The organism is Desulfosarcina ovata subsp. ovata (assembly GCF_009689005.1).
Lineage (GTDB): Bacteria > Desulfobacterota > Desulfobacteria > Desulfobacterales > Desulfosarcinaceae > Desulfosarcina > Desulfosarcina ovata.
On the sequence record NZ_AP021879.1, the window covers coordinates 6,854,652 to 6,873,660 of the forward strand.

A 19,009-nucleotide genomic window follows, 5' to 3' on the forward strand; every position below is an offset into this window, starting at 1 on the left:
CGTTCATCTTTTAATGGGGATACCAACGGACCATCAGATACAGGTGTAGATTTTCGATCTGCCGGTTATCGTGGTCGTTTTCTTGACGTGGCGGAAATGTCGTTTCAGAAAAACCAGCTCATGCTTCAGGATTTGAACAGCCCTTTCCCGGCCCATGGACATCAGCCGGATATAAAAAAGCAGCCGTACCAGTCGGTTTTCAGGAACCTCGTGCTCCATCATCAAAAAAGGCTTTCCCGGCAGGAGGCAGCGCTTGATTTCCTCTATCGTCTTGACCTGCGTTTTGCCTTTCAGTTCATAGAAGGCATGGGAGCAGGTAATGGCGGCAAAGACACCGGTTTTGAACGGCAGCCGGGAACAGTCCGCCTGCACCAGGCAGACCCGAGCGTTGCTCCGCGTCTTTTCGTGGGCCGCCCTGAGCATCCCCGATGAAAAATCGAGCCCCACGACCACGCCCGTGTTTTCCACCCGGGCGGCCAGGGGCCTCAGGGCCGCACCGGTACCGGTACAGATGTCGAGCACGATATCTCCAGGCCCGGCGGCGGTGTGTTCGGCGAGGATATCACGCAAAGCGCCTTGCCCGTCGGTGGCGTGCATGGCGATAAACCGGTCATAGAATTTCGAAAACAGGTCGTAATAGTTGCGTCTGATTTTACCCATGGCGGCAGGTCCCTTCAACAATACGGATATTCCGACTTTTTGCTGGGGATGTCAACCGATACCGCGACGAAAAGGAGATTGCCTCGGGAAGTAGCTCTGCACACCGGTGTGACGATTTCATGTTCACCGAAATGCTGGTGATCGCCTTTTTCCAACCGCCATAACTTCTATAAAGTCATCCATCTCTGGTAGACAACGGCTTTGGAAATTTCCCATTTCTTTTTAGATGAAAAACAGACATATTATTTCCACATCTTGATAAGTTGCTCACATACGCAAAAGTATGTCGGGTGAAAAATATTATGATGCCTTAGGCTGGCGGAAAAAAATAATTCCCCCAGATCGCGCCGGATTTGGGGTCGTCTACAAGGCGCCGCCACCGGTGCATATCGGGAATATGTGCCTGTGGCGGCAACACGGTAGATGGGCACAAAGACAAGCAGGATGGTGGAATTATTTCTTTCCGCCAGCCTTACCTGGAGGCAACGATTTGACTTGGCGGATGGACCATAAGGAATTGCTGAAGAAATATACTGTCTTATTGGAAGAGGTAGAACGATTAACAAAAGAAAATAGCCGCTTGAAAGCTCAACTGGAGCTGCTGACGTCCGAGACCTCCGGGAAGGCTCCTGAAGAAATAAAAAACGTTGAGAAAAAGGCTTGCGACGAATCCATTACGAATAATTTCAAAACAGATGTTGATAATAAGTCGGACTCCAATGCCAAGATTCATCTTTTTATGTCGCTTTTCAAAGGCCGCAGTGATGTTTATGCGAAGCGATGGGAAAGCAAAAACAAAGGCACATCCGGCTATTCACCGGTTTGCCTGAACCAATGGCAGGCAGGAGTGTGCAAAAAACCAAAAATTTCCTGTTCAAAATGTGAAAACAAAGATTATGCGGCCCTGGATGAAAATGCCATTGAAAATCATCTGAGAGGGAACATCGTTGTTGGCGTCTATCCAATGCTACAGGATGAAACATGCCACTTTTTGGCCGTTGATTTTGACGAAACAGACTGGCAAAGTGATATTTCCGTTTTCAGAGATGTCTGTATTGAACTCGCTATTCCCGTTGCCGTTGAGCGGTCACGTTCCGGCAACGGCGGGCATATCTGGTTTTTTTTCGAAACCCCGGTTTCCTCTGCCTTGGCACGTAAATTTGGCACGATTCTGCTTACTACTGCCATGAACAAAAGGCATGCAATACAATTCAAGTCCTATGATCGGCTGTTTCCCAGTCAGGATACTATGCCCAAAGGGGGATTGGGTAATCTGATTGCATTGCCGTTACAAAAAACGGCCAGAGAGAAATCCAATAGTGAGTTTGTCGATGAGCATTTCCAATCCCATGAGGACCAATGGGCGTTCCTATCCACAATCCAAAGAATATCTCAAGGCCGACTTGAAGAGGTTCTTTCCGAGCTTGGCGAAGTTCATGAACTGGGCGTCTTGAAACAGGATGAAGAAGATGGTTCTGAAAAACCATGGGAACCCCCGAAAACCAAAATCGATTTGCAGAGAGATGATTTCCCGAAGTGCATCGAAATCGTCAGAGCAAATATGCTGTTTATCCCAAAAGCGGGTGTCTCCCAAAAAGCGATGAATCGGTTAAAACGGCTCGCGTCCTTTAAAAACCCGATGTTTTACAAACAGCAAGCCATGCGTTTACCGACCTATGGGCATCCACGCGTCATCTCCTGTGCAGATGAAACAAATGCGTACCTGTGTTTGCCAAGAGGATGCGAGACTGAGTTGGTCTCCGAACTGGAAGAATTGGGAATTGAAATTCGGATTTGCGATAAAAGAATTAGTGGGAGAAGGATTGATGTGGAATTCAATGGCCAGCTCCGAGATGAACAATCCTTGGCCCTCAATCACCTGTTGCAGAACGATACCGGAATCCTTTCAGGCACGACAGCATTTGGGAAAACAATTGTGGCGATTAAGCTGATTGCCGAGAAAAAAGTGAATACGCTGATCTTGGTTGATAAGGTCAGCCTATTGTCGCAGTGGAAAGAACGGTTGTCGGAATTCCTGGTTGTGAATGAGCCGTTGCCGGAGCAGCCCGCCACCCAAGCCAAGAAAAGAGGGCGGAAAAAGAAAGTAAGCGTGATCGGCCAATTGGGCTCCGGGAAAAATTCTCTAAGCGGCATTGTTGATATTGCCGTGATGCAATCGCTCAGCCGAAAAGGTGAGGTTAAGGAATGCGTGAAAAATTACGGAATGATCATTGCCGACGAGTGCCACCATGCATCGGCATTCACCTATGAACAAATCTTGAAAACCACCAATGCCAAATACATTTACGGCCTGACGGCAACGCCAACACGAAAAGATGGGCATCATCCGATTCTGTTCATGCATTGCGGCCCCATTCGATATCGGGACAATCCCAAAAAGCAGGCGGAAAACAGGCCGTTTGAGCATTACATCGTTCCCCGTTTCACATCATTGCGGGTTCCGCTGGATATAGACGAACAAGAAGTATCCATCCAGCAATTATATACCGAAATCATGGAAAGCGATTTTCGCAATCAGCAGATTATTGACGATGTGCTGAACAACTATCATCAGGGCAGGAACTGCATTGTACTGACCCTCAGAACCGCCCATGTTGAATGGCTTGCCAAAAGACTGAAGGAAAAAGTACCGAATGTTATCGCTCTGACGGGCGGAATGGGGAGAAAAGCCACTCGGGAAATCTTTCAAGGCATTGCTGACATTCCTGCCGACAGGAATATCATCCTGGTGGCTACCGGTCATTTTATCGGAGAAGGTTTTGACGAACCACGTCTCGACACTCTTTTTTTAGCCATGCCGATATCATGGAAAGGTACCTTGCAGCAATATGCCGGGCGACTCCACCGATTGTACGAGACAAAAAAAAAGGTCAAAATTTACGATTATGTGGATATCCAGGTAAAGATGCTGGAAAAGATGTATCAAAAGCGCCTCAATGGCTACGCTTCCATGGGATACAAGGCCAAAGGCGAGGAGCTGAATGACACACCTTTGGATATTATCTTTGATAAAGATAATTTTCTGCCTGTTTTCAATCAGGATATCAACGCCGCAAAGAGAGAGCTTCTAATTGTAAGTCCGTTCGTCAGAAAAATGCGCACGCTTCAAATGACAAAACACCTGAACGTGGCATTTGACAAGAAGATTCGTGTTTTAATTGTTACCCGTCCTAAGGAAGATTTTAAACCGAGAGATCAGGTCTCCATCCAAAAGACATTGGACCTGTTGACAGATTGCAACGCCAGTGTCGTTTTCAAATCCAATATCCACCAAAAATTTGCAGTTATGGATCAAAGAATCGTGTGGTACGGCAGTATCAATCTGTTGAGCTATGGGAGCGCACAGGAAAGCATCATGCGCATCAAAAGTTCCAATATCGCGAATGAATTGATGAAGAGCGTCGATAGGGAATGATCTGAAGAAGTGGTTCCTAAGTGCATCACACCACCTTCAACCGAGCGCCTTGGTGACCTCGCTGACTATTATGAAACCGGAGTTGCCGTAGCATAACACACATAGTCACACACAAAAAGAAGCGGTAGTGACTATTGAAATTCGACTGGTTCAAGAGTAATTGACAATCATTTGTAATTACACTGATTTTACACTTTTTAACTCATCTAATCAAATATTCACACCCTGCTAATCGAAATTTAACACACAGATCCTAAACAACGTTAATCCTGACGCTTGAGACGTTAGGGTTGACATTTTTCACCGAAAATTTTTCCGAAGACCCGCTGTCGGGGTCATAATCAACATCAATTCAGTACAATTTTGGAAAACCGGACTTCCGTCATCCAACGGTAACGCATGCGTATCTATTGGATTGGAATAAAATTGTTTTTCCATTCAGGACAACCAATGCCCGCTGAAATCATTAGAAAGCCGAAAACAGGAAAGCCGGACAAACTCGAGCAGCTTTACGAGTATCTCGCCAATATTCGTACTGAGAAATTTACCGGTTATATAAGAGTCAATTTCTCTCAAGGCAATATTGGCCGAGTAGAGAAGTTTGAGGAGATTTTAAAAAAATGAGGAGCTTTGCGATTAGACCGATTTTTGTATCTGGAACGAAAGGAAACGAACCGTTTTGTGGGATTTTTTTACTCGTTTAAAGGCCATGCGCTTCTCAGCTTTGATTGTTCTCATAACCTTTATGGTTGCGGGTTGTGCGGCAACCGTATCCGATATCAGTCCCGTTTCTGGATTCCGGGATATCGCATGGAACACGCCGCTTGAAAGCATACCTAATTTAACCATCATTCCCAGGGGGAATGGGCGATGGAAATGGGCTACGCGTGAACCCGAAAAACTCAAATTCGGTGATGTCGACGTCGATAATCTCGAGTACATTTTTGTCGATGATGCATTTTCAGGCGTCGATATCCAATTCTCGGGTTATGAGAACCTTGGTCGTCTGATCAGACAGCTGGAATCGGTTTTTGGGCCCCCGACGATAAAAAACAAAAAAATGAAAATGCTGGCCTGGAAAATGGAAGGGACTACGATCATGTTGCGTTATTATGGTAGGCCAAATGCCGGCAGTCTAAAATATACACTAGATCAAGTAATGAATGATTGATTTTTAAAATCAATGTTGATTTTGCCATAAAATATTACCGGATAATAGACATAATGAGAAAGATCGCCATTGCTTTAATTGCTGTTTTTGTACTTACGAGTAATGCTTTTGCCGATTTCGATTATGGTCTACCAAGTTCTCTGGCTCTCTCCATTTATAACACGGAAACCGGCGTGGAAACCGGTTATGATCTGGGTGTGGGAGTGGATCTTACCCAAAAAGAAGTGGTACTCTATTCCGGCGTCAATGTTAGCGATCTTGATTCAACTGTGGCGCTTTACAGTGCCGAATGCGATTATGTAACTAACGCCTGGGCTTGGATGGGAGTAACTTCGGAGAATCCGCTAACAGTCGTGGATACATATGCCTTTCAGAGCCTTGTTATGGGAATATTTAATCTTGGATACGACAACATGTCTTCTCCGGTATCAATTCAAACGAGTAACAATAATAGCGCCTCTACAATCTTTGGTACGAATGGTTCTTATGGTGGCCTTACTACTGAAATTGGATATATGCCAAGCCTGAGCAGTCTTGCCACCGATGGTTACGTTGACATCTATCTTTACGAGTATGATTTTTTTGATTCAGTCGGAACTGACTACGTCGCCGTTATTACCATTTACGGCACCAGCATGCATGGTCACAGCGCTGGTGATGTGGTGCTCAACAGGAACATCGACAAGGACCCGGTTGCCAATGCCGGTGACGATCAGAGTGTTGACGAGGAAGCTCTGGTGACCCTCGACGGCAGCGGCTCCAGTGATCCCGAGGACGGCGACAACCTCACGTATGCGTGGGTACGCAAAGACAACGAGTCGGTCAGTGTTGCTCTGTCCGACGCCACGGCGGTCAGCTCGACGTTTACGGCGCCGGCAGTCGGTGCCGACGGCGCAGAGTTGATTTTCGGCCTGACGGTAACGGACACCGCCGGGAATACCTCCGAGGAAGATACGGTAACGGTAACGGTCAACAACGTCAACCAGGTGCCGACGGCCGATGCAGGAGCCGACCAGAGCGTTTCCGGGGGGGCGAGGGTGACGCTGGACGGCAGCGACTCCACGGATCCGGATGACGGTGATGTGCTGACCTATGCCTGGGTACGCCAGGACAGCGAATCGGTCAGCGTGACCCTGTCCGACGCCACTGTGGTCAAGCCGACGTTCACGGCGCCGACAGTCGGTGCCGAGGGCGCGGTGTTGATCTTCGGGCTGACGGTAACGGACGGTTCCGGCGCCAGCGATGAAGATACGGTCCAAGTGACAATCACCAACGCCGACCAGGCACCGACTGCCGATGCGGGTACCGATCAGAGTGTTTCCGAGGGGGACAGTGTAACCTTAGACGGCAGCGGTTCCGATGATGCCGAAGACGGCGACAATTTGACCTATGCCTGGGTGCGTAAGGATGGCGAATCAGTCGCGGTGACCCTGTCCGACGCCACCGCGGTCAAGCCGACGTTCACGGCGCCGGCAGTCGGTGCCGAGGGCGCGGTGTTGATCTTCGGCCTGACGGTAACGGACACTTCCGGGAACACCTCCGAGGAAGATACGGTAACCGTAACGGTTGGCGACGTCAACCAGTCACCGACGGCCGATGCGGGAGCCGACCAGAGTGTTGCCGAGGGGGCTTCCGTGACCTTGGACGGCAGCGGCTCCAGTGACCCCGAGGACGGCGACAATTTGACCTATGCCTGGGCGCGCAAGGGCGGCGAAACGGTCGAGGTGACCCTGTCCAGCGCGACGGCGGCGCAGCCGACGTTTACGGCGCCGGCAGTCGAAACCGAGGGAGCGGTATTGATCTTCGGGTTGACGGTAACGGACACTTCCGGGAACACCTCCGAGGAAGATACGATTACCGTGACGGTCACCAACGTCAACCAGTCGCCGACGGCTCATGCGGGAGAGGATCAGGATGTTGCCGAGGGGGCGACGGTGACGCTGGACGGTAGCGGCTCCACGGATCCGGACCAGGCCACTGACACGCTGGTTTATGCGTGGAGCCAGGAGAGCGGCAGCGCGGTGGTTCTGACGGGTGCGTCGACCATGTCACCGACCTTTGTCTCGCCGTCTGTGGATGCCGACGAAACCCTGACGTTCCGCCTGACCGTGACTGACAGTGAGGGTGCGACGGACGAGGGTACGGTTCGTGTGACGATCGGCAACGTGAATCAGTTGCCGACGGCCGATGCGGGAGAGGATCAGGATGTTGCCGAGGGGGCGACGGTGACGCTCGACGGCAGCGGCTCCACGGATCCGGACCAGGCCACTGGAACGCTGGTTTATGCGTGGAGCCAGGAGAGCGGCAGCGCGGTGGTTCTGACGGGTGCGTCGACCATGTCACCGACCTTTGTCTCTCCGTCTGTGGATGCTGACGAAACCCTGACATTCCGCCTGACCGTGACCGACAGTGAGGGTGCGACGGACGAGGATGTGATCGCCGTAACGGTTCGATTCGTAAATCAGCCGCCGGTGGCCATTGCCACGCCGGTATCCCAGAACGTCAACGCCGAAGAGACGGTGTCCCTGAACGGCAGCAGTTCCACCGATCCGGACAGCGGCGATTCGATCGCTGGTTACGCCTGGGAACAGATTGGCGGCAGCCCAGATGTGACGCTGCTTCCGTCGGCCGCAGCCGAATTGGTGACGTTTTCGGCGCCGTCCACGAACGCTACCCTGACGTTCCGCCTGACCGTGACCGACAACCACGGCGGGAGCCACGCGGCGACCTGCGAAGTCAACGTCTCCACGGGCGATAACCAGCCGCCGGTGCCCGACGCCGGGGAAGAACAGACTGTTTTGGAGCAAACCGTCGTTACCCTGGACGCCAGCGGCACCACTGATCCGGACGGTGCAGACGATATCATCGGCTATCAATGGGAGCAGCTGAACCCGACAGAGGCAACCACCGTCGTGCTTTCGGACATCAATGCCATCCAACCGACCTTCACGGCGCCTGCCGTCGGCCAGGACATCCAACTGACCTTTCGGCTGACGGTAACGGATAGTGCCGGTTTCACGCCGACAGATACAGTTACTGTGACGGTCACCAACATCAACCATGCGCCGACGGCCGATGCGGGCGCAGACAAGAGCGTTGCCGAGGGGGCGACGGTGACGCTGGATGGCAGCGGTTCCACGGATCCGGATGGTAGTGATACGCTGACCTATGCGTGGGTACGCCAGGATAGCGAAGCGGTCAGCGTCACTTTGTCCAGTGCCACGGTGGCCCGACCGACGTTTACGGCTCCGGCCGTCGATGCAGACGGCGCCGTGCTGATTTTTGGCCTGACGGTAACTGACGGTTCCGGTGCAAGCGCCGAGGATACGGTAACCGTGACGATTACCAACATCAACCAGGCGCCAACGGCCGATGCGGGTAACGACCAGCGCGTTGCCGAAGGCGAGACTGTGATCCTGGACGGCAGCGCTTCGAGCGACCCAGACAAAGGAGAGAGCCTCTCCTACCTGTGGACCCAGGTCGTCAGCGAGCAAGATCCTGCCGAAGTGGAAGATGGGGTCACGATTACCGTCGACGAGGAGAATCCGGCCAAGGCGACCTTTACCGCCCCGGAAGTGGATGCCGATGCGGAACTGACTTTTATGCTGACAGTGGCCGATGCGGGGGGCTTTGCGAGCGTCGACTTCCTTGTGGTGACCGTCGAATTTGTCAACCAGAACCCGGTGATCGCCTCGATCGACGCGCCTTCTTCCGTTACCGCAGGAGAGACGGTTTGGCTGAGCGCCGGCGCCGCGGATCCGGACATCGGCGACACGCTCACCTATCAATGGAAACAGGTGGTCAGTGAAGCGGACCCAATAGAAGTGGAAGATGGCGTGGTTATTACTGTGGATGAGGCAAATCCAAACCAGACCTCTTTCCAGGCGCCGGCAACAAGTCTGTTGACCCTGCTGCTTACCGTCACCGACAGCCATGGCGGCAGCGCGATGGCGACCTGTGTGATCGATGTCCTGAATCCGCCAACCGCCGATGCGGGCGATGCTCAAACGGTTTACGAAAGACGGACGGTCACTCTCGACGCAAGCGGGTCCGATGATGTCGACACGGGAGACAGCCTGACCTACCTCTGGGAGGAGACCACCGCCGCGGGGATCGCTTTGAGCGGCGCATCCGGCGAGTTCGCCACCTTCCAGGCCCCGGCTTTGAGCGTGGACCGTCTCACGCTGACCTTCAGGTTGACGGTGACCGATTCGGCCGGTTTATCAGCCACCGACACGGTCGCCATCACCGTCTTGAACAACCACGCACCGGGTTCGCCCAGCGTCAATACCCCCAAGGATGGCAGTGAGGTCGATACCCCGAGTCCCGTTATTTCGGTCAACAATGCGGTCGACGCGGACAATGAAAGCGATGAATCTTTAGCGGCATTGACCTACGACTTCGAGGTGTATGACGACAAGGATATCGAGAACCTGGTCCAGAGCGCGGTGGCGATTGTCGAGGGGACGGCGACCACATTCTGGATACCGGACGAAGAACTCGGTGAGAACACCACTTACTACTGGCGCGCCAGGGCCTGCGACAGCACCGAAGAATGCGGCGACTGGATGACGACGGCCCACTTTTTCGTGAACGCCGTCGAGGAGCCGCCGGGCCGGCCGGTGGTTTCGTCGCCAACCGACGGCGACAGCGTGGCCACGGCCACCCCCACCCTGGAGATAACCAACGCCAGCGATCCGGACGGGGACGATCTCATTTATGGGTTCCGCGTCTATACCGGCAGCGATGTCGGCGTGAATGACTATTATTTATCGAGCGAGGCGGAAGAAATCGTCTACGATGAAGGCACCAGCGCTTGGACCGTAAGCGGAACGCTGGACGAAGACACGATCTACTGGTGGCGGGCGAGGGCCATCGACGACACCGGCATGACCGGTGAATGGACCGATGCCGTCAGGTTCGAGGTCAATGCAACCAACGCCGCACCGACGGCACCGCTGCTGCGCTCGACGGACGACGGTTCCGCCATCGCTACGCTGACCCCGGACCTGGAGATAGAAAATGCCGTCGATACCGACGGGGATGAACTGGTCTACCAGTTCGAACTGGATACCGTCGATACTTACGACAGCAAGAATTTAATCCAGTCGGGAGATATCGCGGAGGCCGGCGGTGGCATCACTGCATGGCAGCCGGGAACGCTGGACGACAACACGACCTATTACTGGCGGGTTCGTGCCCACGACGGGACGGCCTCCAGCAGTTGGAGCGAGGGTACCTTTTTCGTCAACCTGGAAAACGATGCGCCAGGAATCCCCGTGGTTTACAGCCCGGTTGACGGAGGCAGCGTCGATACCCTGGGGCCCACCTTCGTCGTGAAAACGGCTACCGACGTGGATGATGACGATGCCGGTCTGACTTACGATTTCGAACTCTACACAGCAGACAATCTCGACCAGACCATTGCGGAAAGGAGCGGCCTCGCCCTGGCGGACAGCGCAGCCGGTCAGGTCTCCTGGACGGCGAACGGTGTCGAGGAGATCGAAAACGGCGGCGGTTATGCCTGGCGCGCCCGGGCCTGCGACGATGAAACCTGTGGCCAGTGGTGCGACTATGCAGGATTCACGGTGGATGCCAACACCTATCGCCCCACCGATCCGGTGATCAATCAGCCCTATGACGGCGGCACAGTGAACACGCTTTATCCGGAACTCAGCGTGATCAACGCCACCGACGCCGACAGTGAAGCGATCCGCATAGAATTTGAACTTTATGCCGATGCGGCGTTGACCGCGTTCATCGCGCAATTCGAGACCGGCCAGGCCGACGACGCGCTGATCACCGCCTGGTCGATGGAGAGTGCCCTGGCCGACGGCGGCACCTATTACTGGCGCGCCAGGGCCAACGACGGCGAAAAAACCAGCGACTGGACCGCAACGGCCAGTTTTCTCGTGGATCTGGATGCCACTGTTTGGAAAACAGACTTGGTCGCCCGGCAGACCGTGTTTGCCGCCGACGAGGAAACCGTCGAAATCGTGGTCGAAGATAACGGTAGCAATCTGGATGGCCTGCGGGTGGTGATCGATGCACAGACGCTGACGACGATCTGCGGCGACGAATGCGAGGATTATAGTCTCACCGTAAAAGTCAGCGAAGTGGCCGATCCACCGAATCTGCCCGACGGCGCCATCGGTATCGGTGCCGCCATCGAGTTCGATCCGTCGGACATCAATTTCGATCCGCCGGTGACGGTCTATATCCCCTATAGTCAGGAAGCCCTTGACAGCGCCGGGCTGACCGCCGATCAACTGATCGTCTACTGGTACGACGACGGTCAGTGGACGGCCATCGACGGCGTCGAACTGGATGAGGCGAACCAGTGGCTCGTCTGCGAGCTGGACCACTTCTCCCTCTACGCCGTGGGGGGAGACGCTTCAAACGAGAGCGAAGTCAGCAGCAGCGGTAGTGGTGGTGGCGGTGGAGGCGGCGGGGGTTGTTTTATCGGCAGCATGGACGTTTCGGGCCGGCCCTGCCTGTCATCGCTGGTGTTGGCCCTGCTCGCCGGAATCGCAATTTTTGGAATCACTCATCAAAAGAAAATTAACTGACATAAAACATAGCTTTAATAATCGCCTAATAAACGGCGCGTAAAAAGCAATCAGTTCGAACGTCACAAGTTAGCATAAAAATCGTTCGTGGTCCTTTGCTGACTCGTCAGAGTACCAGAAAGCCCGAGTAACGTGAAGTCAACGTTTCTCGGGCTTTTTTTATCTACCAATACCCACCCAAACAAAGGAGGTGAAAAAGACGACGCGATTAATTCGATTCCGTTCCTTTCATTCATGAAGTAAAATTAAAGAACTCACAAACCTCCAGAAAAAGCCAAACTCCGGGTGACCGGAGGACGGAAAGATACGGGTCCTAAGCACGATAAATAAAACCGCGCAAAGATATTTGATCCAGTAAACTCATGTTAGATACTTGGATAAAAAAATTAGCGTTAGGTCATAGAAGCGTTGCAAAGGATGGCTGATCCGCCTGGAAAAAAACAGTTATTTTTTTTGGAGGAAAAATTGAAAAAACTTATTACGATATTAGCAACTGCTTTGGTTGTATTTGCCGGGGCCGGCAACGCGATGGCAAATTTTACTATAGATACTTCCGCGGGACAAAGTACTCTTGCGCTATCGATTTACACCGATACGGTGGAGATTGGATATGAACTTGGATATGACGTAGACCTGACATTGGCACAAGCGGACGGAACAATTTTGGCCACTGGCATTGATGTCTCCGACACCAGTTCCACAGTGGCAATCTATAGCGCCGAAACTGACTATGCATCCTTCGCCAACGCCTTTGCAGGTGTTACTGCTACAACGAAACCTACCGGTATTGATGCCTTAGCTTTCGTAAGCGTTGTACAGTCAATCTACAATAGTGGATATGAAAACTTGTCCGGTCCCGTAACGATCGACTCACCTTTGAGCGACAACAGTTCTGCAGCAAAACTTCTTGGTACGACCGGCTATTATGCTGGTTTAATTTACGATACCGGGTTTATGCCTACCTTGTCCGGCATCGATACTGATGGTTATATCGATATTTACATTTACAACTATGCATATGGGTCTGAAAGCGTGGTTACTGATACTGATTGGGAAGCGATTATTACCATCTATGGCGCGGGCAACATCGACGGCTATTCGGCTGGCGATGTCGTGTTGAATGCCACTCACAACACGGTTCCGGTTCCCGCTGCCGTCTGGCTGCTTAGCTCTGGACTGATCGGGCTTGTCGGTATTCGCAGAAAGAACAGCTAAACAGTATCAATGGCTAAATCGCGATTAAAATGATTCACGAACCAACAAGAAAACAAAGAGGAGAAAGAAATGTTTAAAAAAGTCGTTAAAGGCGCTCTGATCGGCGCGGCAGCCTTCATGATCGCTGCCCCGGCTCAGGCCACGATCGAAATCCATCTTTTCGGTGCCTCTGCACAGTACAAGTTTTGGACCTCGGCCGCACCCGAATTTTTGGCAAGCCCAAGTGGTGCCGACTGCCAAGGAATTGTTCAGCATGCGCTCAAAGAGGATGTTACAGATACCGATACGCTGATCAATCCTGACGGTGCCACTCCGGTAGATACCCGTGACGCAGGCGCCGCCCAGGGTTTTGACTGCCAGGGTACCGGTGAGCATGTGGTCATCACTTACACCACCTTCGCTTCCATCGCAGGGATTCAGGCCGTGAAAGGCTCCACCGCCTTCGATAATTGCGCCAACGGCGAAGCTGCCGTTCCTGACTGGGACAACTCGGATGGTGATAATGCCAGCATTACTTGGGGGACGTACCCTGCTGCTGCCGGAACCGTTGACGACCTGACCTGCAAGGACATTACAATCGGCGCCTCGGATGTTGCCGGCGAAACCTTCGGCCAGGAATCCCATGGCGAGCTGTATGGTCCCGATACCTCCGGAGGATGGTACGATTCCTATGCCAATCCAGAGGACACCACTGGTTTGGATAACTGCCAGCCGATCATCGTGCCGTTCTCCTTTTATGCTCATAAGGACACCGCCATCAACAGCACTGTCGATCTCGAAGCGCTGTACGCTGGCGTCTGCGATCCGGAACTGTTCGGCTGGTGGGACACAACCATTCTTCCGGGCAGCATTACCGGTAACATGACCCGGCTCATGGCTACCCTTATATTTGCAGGCCATATTAATAACTGGGCAGACTTTGGTTATTCCGCCCAGGCGATTACCGCCTGCATGCGTCACGCCGGTTCTGGGACGCATGCCACTCTGGATGCCGATGTTTTTCGTGGCGACGCCGTGTTGGCGAAAACGGAAGTGTTGCCAGGCTCATTCGCATATATGGGGGGGGCTACACCCGTCGTTTACTTCAACAAAGGCTCTTCGGATATGATGTCCTGCATCGATACTGTTGGCGCCGGTGCCGTTGGCTACGCTGATTCTGATAAAAACGGTGGCGCTCCGGATGGCTCTGATAAAAATACAAATATCGTACGTTTGACCTACATGGGCGCTGACGGCAACGCTCATTGGGTAAAATACGGCGTCTATGACTTTTGGTCAGCCCAGTGGCTCTATTGGGATGAAAATGAGAGCACGGAAGTAAAAGAAAAAATCGCAGAATTGTGCGCCTATGCTTCCGAAGGTGACAACATCCCCTGCAGTAGAAAAGAGTTCTGGGTCGCCGGTGGTGACATGCGCGTTTACAAGGCCGATGATTTTACATGGCCCAAGAAAACCGGTAATTACGCTCCGTAAATTCTAACCTCGCAAAATTAAAAAAGTGATGGGCGGATCTTTTTTTCAAGACCCGCCCTCTTTTTTTTTTACTCCAGAGCTTTTCTTACTACCCTCCCAGAAAGGCCAATACTAATTTTTTTTGTTCTGTCGATTGCTAATCGATCGCTAACACGCCAGATATATAAACATCTATTCGTCATAATCAGACTGCAACGATACCATTCTGCTGCTGCCTGTTCAACACTGGTAAAAACCGAACAATACAGGAGAAAAACATCGATGATGGGAATTATGATGTGCAAACGTAATATTCAATTGGGGAGAACGATTATAGCCGGTGCCCTGGCACTCAGCATGCTATACGGGTGCACTACGACATCCACATCAGTAAAAAGAATAAACGCAGGGGATGCGGTCTTAGTAGATTACACATGTCGCATAGAAAATGGCGACATTCTGGCTTCCACGCAAGAACAAATAGTCTTCGAAAAAGAGGCGCAGGTATCGCACGCCTTTGTACCGATGAAAAGTTATGGATCCATTCCCTTGATGGTCAATCGTGAGATGAAAAAAACCGGAAAACCGATTACTCGCGGTCTGCAAGAGGAGATCAGCTATCGCCTTGGAAAACAGCTTATTGGCCAAGCATATGACCAGATCCTGCATTTGGCCGTTGCATCCGAAGCGATCGAAAACCTGCCGAAAATGGAAAGATATCTGCAAATCGCTAAGATCATACGGAGGCCGAAGCAGCGCGACATGCCGAAAGCTGATTTCATCAAGGTTGCTGGAAAGGAACCGAAAGTCGGAGAAATCCTGTTTGAAGACAGATCACTTCAATGGAGGGTCATGGACGTACAGAAAGACAGCGTGACGATACGCTATCTGGCTGAAGAAGGCCAGAGGATAACCCTTCCATCTTTTGGCGAAGCGATTGTCCGGGAAAAGGATGATCATTATAACCTAGAGATTCAGGGGCGTCCGGGAAGTTTGATACGGGTCGGCCCTTATATCGGACGAATCGTGGACATTACCAATAAACTATTTATCATAGATTTCGAGCATCCCTTCGGTGGACGCGAACTATCCTGCGAAGTGACCGTAAAGAAAGAAAACGATCATGCCGCGCTCGACTTGGAATCGGATTCTAAAAAAGAATAACCTGTAAACGGGTAAACGGTTAAGGAGAAAAAAGCCCATGGATAGTATCGCAGGTGTACGGAAATTTTCGTTATTTATACTTCTTATTGGTTTAAGCATGATCGGCAGCGGCGCTGCCGCGATTGTTGCAGAGGCCGAGCCGGCGGTTGCTCCCAAAGAGGTGATGGTCAGCGATTATGAGCAATTTCAGACAATGCTTAAACAATCCATTGAAGAAGCAGAAGAAAAAGGTCAGAAGGAAATTTTTATTGAGCTGAAGGAAGATCCGAATATAGTTCAACCGGCGGATATGGTGGAGGTGGACTACACGGTCGTCGATCAACAGGGGCAAGTGGTCTACTCCACTAAAGAAGAAATGTTTGCGCGAATGGACGAAAGGTATGCCGATTTGTTTGGACAGTCTGGAAAGGCAACCGGCGCGGAAACTGTGTTGGCAGGCTTTGCAGGGCTTTTTCCAGGTATCGGTCATGCTGTCCTGGGTATGCATTCGGGAGAGAGGAAGAAAACTGAGGTTACTCCAGAAAAAGGATTCGGTGCCAGAGAGGAAAAAAAGGTGAAGGCCTATTCGCGGCGACGGGTGCTGCCGAAAATTGCCAGATTGACCGTAAACAGCTACCTGGAAAACTTCAAAAGTGCGCCGGAGACTGGAAAAGCGGTCAATTTTTCCACATACTTCCCATCCCGGGTCACCGGTGTGCAGAACGGGATCGTCACTCTGGAAAGCATGGCCGCAGATGGCAAGACCTACCAGGACGATTTCGGCGCAGCTACGGTTTCGGTTCAAGAAGATAGTGTCCTGATCACCCTAGAACCGTTGATTGGAGCGATTTTCGACGCAGAGGGAAAGCGGGGGGTTATCACTAAGAAAGATGCAGATCATTTTTATGTGGACTACAATCATCCGCTGGCCGGTACGAATCTGATTTTTGATGTTGCGGTTCACCGCCTTCAAAAATTCAGTGAGTTCGAGAAAATCCAAATTCCCTGGAATATAGATAACAACACGGCCATGGCGCTTGCCGAACAGGAGAACAAACCGGTGGTATTGGTGCTTTACGCCGAATGGTGCCATTGGAGTCAGCGATTGCTTACCAATACGTTCCGGGACCCGCGCATCAAACGGTTCCATGATCGATTCGTTTGGCTGAAGATCGATTCCGATAAAGAGCAGGTGTATAAAGAAATCTTCGGTCAAGAGAATTATCCCATGATCGTCCTGATGAATAGTCAGGGAGACATCCTGGAAAAAATAGGCGGTTTCCAGGACGGCGGCACGCTTGCTTTGTATCTGGAGAACATACTGACGGGGAAGACTCTTGCGAAAGCCATCGTTCATGCCAAGCAGCAATCTACTGCTTCATCGCAGCATTGCAAGTCCGCGGACTAATGTTTGCTGGCAAGGTTGCCGCATGTGAAACCCATTTTGAAAATATGGTCGCAGGCATGGCCAGCTCCTACAAGAAAACGATGTATATCCATTGTCAGATCTGTAGGAACGGACCATGCCCGCGAAAAACTGAAAGCAAACCCAAATACTTTTACCTTGTGAGTATTTGCCGGTTCTGCAGGTTCGATTGGTTTCTCTTGTAAGGTGAATCCGGTCAGCCTGGAAATACTTTCCGACAGGGCGAATGATTAAAATATAAACCTGTTTCACATCGAATTGCGGAGAGATATGACGAAGACCCATTCAACGTGGCGGCTCGGTAGTTTCTGTCGGAAATTCTTATTCAGCTGGTTTAGTGGCTTTCTGGTGATTCTCATCCTTTGCATCAGTCGTCCCGGATGGGCTCAATCAGAGGAGGATATGGCCCGGTTCGACATCAAGGCCTTCGAGATCACCGGCAACACCATCTTTTCCGAATCAACGCTGCTGGACGCATTGCGCCAATACCAGGGAGGCGACAAAACCGCTGAAGATGTGGAAAAGGCCCGCGCTGCCCTGGAACGCTACTACCACCAGAAAGGATACCCCACCGCCCTGGCCAATATCCCAGAACAGACCGTGGAAGGCGGCATTATCCGCCTAGAGGTGATCGAGAGCAAGATCCGGCGGGTACGCATCACCGGCAACCGCTTTTTCACCATGGAGAAGATCTTGAACGCCCTGCCCACCTTCCAGGAAGGAAAAATTCTATATGTTCCCAACGTGCAGACCGAATTGGCCGAACTGAACCGCAACCCGGACCTCAAGGTGGCGCCGGTGCTCATGCCGGGCAAGGAACTGGGCACCATCGATGTGGAGCTCAAGGTCAAGGACAAGCTACCCCTGCACGGCAGCCTGGAACTCAACAACCGCAACACCCACGCCACCACGGAACTGCGGCTCAACGGCATGCTGCGCTACGACAATTTGTGGCAGAAGGACCATACCATATCCGTTCAGTTTCAAACCTCACCCCAGGACACTCAGGAGGTAGAACTCTTTTCCGGCTCCTATGTGTGGCCATCCTTTTTCGGTAAAGATAACATGAGTGTGCTTTACGGGGTGATATCGGACAGCGATACGGCCTTCGGGGGGGACTTTACCGTGGTCGGAAAAGGGGCCATCGTCGGATTTCGCGAGATCATCCCCCTAACCGGCATCGGTGATTATGCGCACAACCTGTCTTTGGGCGTGGATTACAAAGATTTCGATGAAGATCAACAGTTCGGTGAGGAATCCGAAACCGTCCCCGTCAGTTACCTTCCGCTCAGCCTTTCCTACAGTTCCTCTTTGAAGGGGGAGACCGGTGTCACCCGTTTCAACCTCGGATTGGGCCTGGCATTAAGGGGGCTGGTGAGCGACGAGAGTGAATTCGAATACAAGCGCTACAATGCCCGGGGTAACTACGTGGTCTTGAGCGCGGGGCTGGAACGGGCCCAGAACCTTCCCGGCGGCATGAGCCTGCAGGTCAAGGCCAACGGGCAACTTGCCGATCAGCCGTTGATTTCCAACGAACAGTTCACCGCCGGCGGCATGATGAGCGTTCACGGATTCAGGGAGAGCGAAGCCAGCGGAGACAACGGGGTACTCGGCAACGCCGTTCTGAACAGCCCGGATCTGGCCGGCCCTTTTATTGCCGATAGCCGGTTTAAGATCAACCTCAAGGCCTTTTACGATGTGGCCTATCTGTCCAAAATCGACCCCCTGCCCGGAGAAGATGGCGAAACCAAATTGCAGGGGGCGGGTGCCGGTCTGCGGCTGGCCTGGGACAACCAATTCGAAGCCGTGGTGGATTGGGGCATGGCACTGGAATCCACCGCGGATACCGATTATGGGGATCATGTGGTCCATTTTTTAACCAAATTTCAGTTTTGATGAAAGCGATTGTCGATATCAATGCGAAAAAGCACCCTCAG

Annotated in this window: 10 protein-coding genes and 1 riboswitch; of the genes, 9 read left to right on the forward strand and 1 reads right to left on the reverse strand. The window is 52.1% G+C overall.

What is annotated here, in order from left to right; all coding sequences use genetic code 11:
• Positions 1-33: 33 nt before the first annotated feature.
• Positions 34-660: a class I SAM-dependent methyltransferase gene (locus GN112_RS30130; protein ID WP_155313528.1), complete on the reverse strand. Its 627-nt coding sequence runs from the start codon at positions 658-660 to the stop codon at positions 34-36.
• A gap of 283 nt (positions 661-943) precedes the next feature.
• On the opposite strand from GN112_RS30130, the gene GN112_RS30135 reads away from it, so the two are divergent.
• From GN112_RS30135 to GN112_RS30175, 9 genes are all read left to right on the forward strand, one after another.
• Positions 944-4,096, forward strand: a complete 3,153-nt coding sequence (locus GN112_RS30135) for a TOTE conflict system archaeo-eukaryotic primase domain-containing protein (RefSeq protein ID WP_231717178.1) — start codon at positions 944-946, stop codon at positions 4,094-4,096.
• A 450-nt stretch (positions 4,097-4,546) separates the two neighbouring features.
• Positions 4,547-4,720, forward strand: coding sequence for a hypothetical protein (locus tag GN112_RS30140; protein ID WP_155313529.1), 174 nt, complete (start codon positions 4,547-4,549; stop codon positions 4,718-4,720).
• A gap of 55 nt (positions 4,721-4,775) precedes the next feature.
• Positions 4,776-5,267, forward strand: a complete 492-nt coding sequence (locus GN112_RS30145) for a hypothetical protein (protein WP_155313530.1) — start codon at positions 4,776-4,778, stop codon at positions 5,265-5,267.
• Positions 5,268-5,782: 515 nt separating this feature from the next.
• Positions 5,783-11,836 (forward strand): PKD domain-containing protein, encoded by a 6,054-nt coding sequence (locus GN112_RS30150; RefSeq protein ID WP_162459180.1) that lies wholly within the window; start codon positions 5,783-5,785, stop codon positions 11,834-11,836.
• Positions 11,837-12,099: 263 nt separating this feature from the next.
• A riboswitch (cyclic di-GMP riboswitch) is annotated at positions 12,100-12,193 on the forward strand.
• Positions 12,194-12,253: 60 nt separating this feature from the next.
• Complete coding sequence (locus GN112_RS30155; protein ID WP_155313532.1) at positions 12,254-13,051, forward strand: VPLPA-CTERM sorting domain-containing protein; 798 nt, start codon at positions 12,254-12,256, stop codon at positions 13,049-13,051.
• Between the two features lie 69 nt (positions 13,052-13,120).
• Positions 13,121-14,524, forward strand: a complete 1,404-nt coding sequence (locus GN112_RS30160) for a type 2 periplasmic-binding domain-containing protein (RefSeq protein ID WP_155313533.1) — start codon at positions 13,121-13,123, stop codon at positions 14,522-14,524.
• A 261-nt stretch (positions 14,525-14,785) separates the two neighbouring features.
• Positions 14,786-15,667, forward strand: coding sequence for a peptidylprolyl isomerase (locus GN112_RS30165; protein WP_155313534.1), 882 nt, complete (start codon positions 14,786-14,788; stop codon positions 15,665-15,667).
• A 37-nt stretch (positions 15,668-15,704) separates the two neighbouring features.
• Positions 15,705-17,054 carry a thioredoxin family protein gene (locus tag GN112_RS30170; RefSeq protein ID WP_155313535.1) on the forward strand — a complete coding sequence of 450 codons (1,350 nt, stop codon included), beginning with the start codon at positions 15,705-15,707 and terminating at the stop codon, positions 17,052-17,054.
• A gap of 420 nt (positions 17,055-17,474) precedes the next feature.
• On the forward strand, positions 17,475-18,968 hold the full coding sequence (locus GN112_RS30175; RefSeq protein WP_162459181.1) for a ShlB/FhaC/HecB family hemolysin secretion/activation protein: 1,494 nt from the start codon (positions 17,475-17,477) through the stop codon (positions 18,966-18,968).
• The last annotated feature ends 41 nt before the right edge of the window (positions 18,969-19,009 follow it).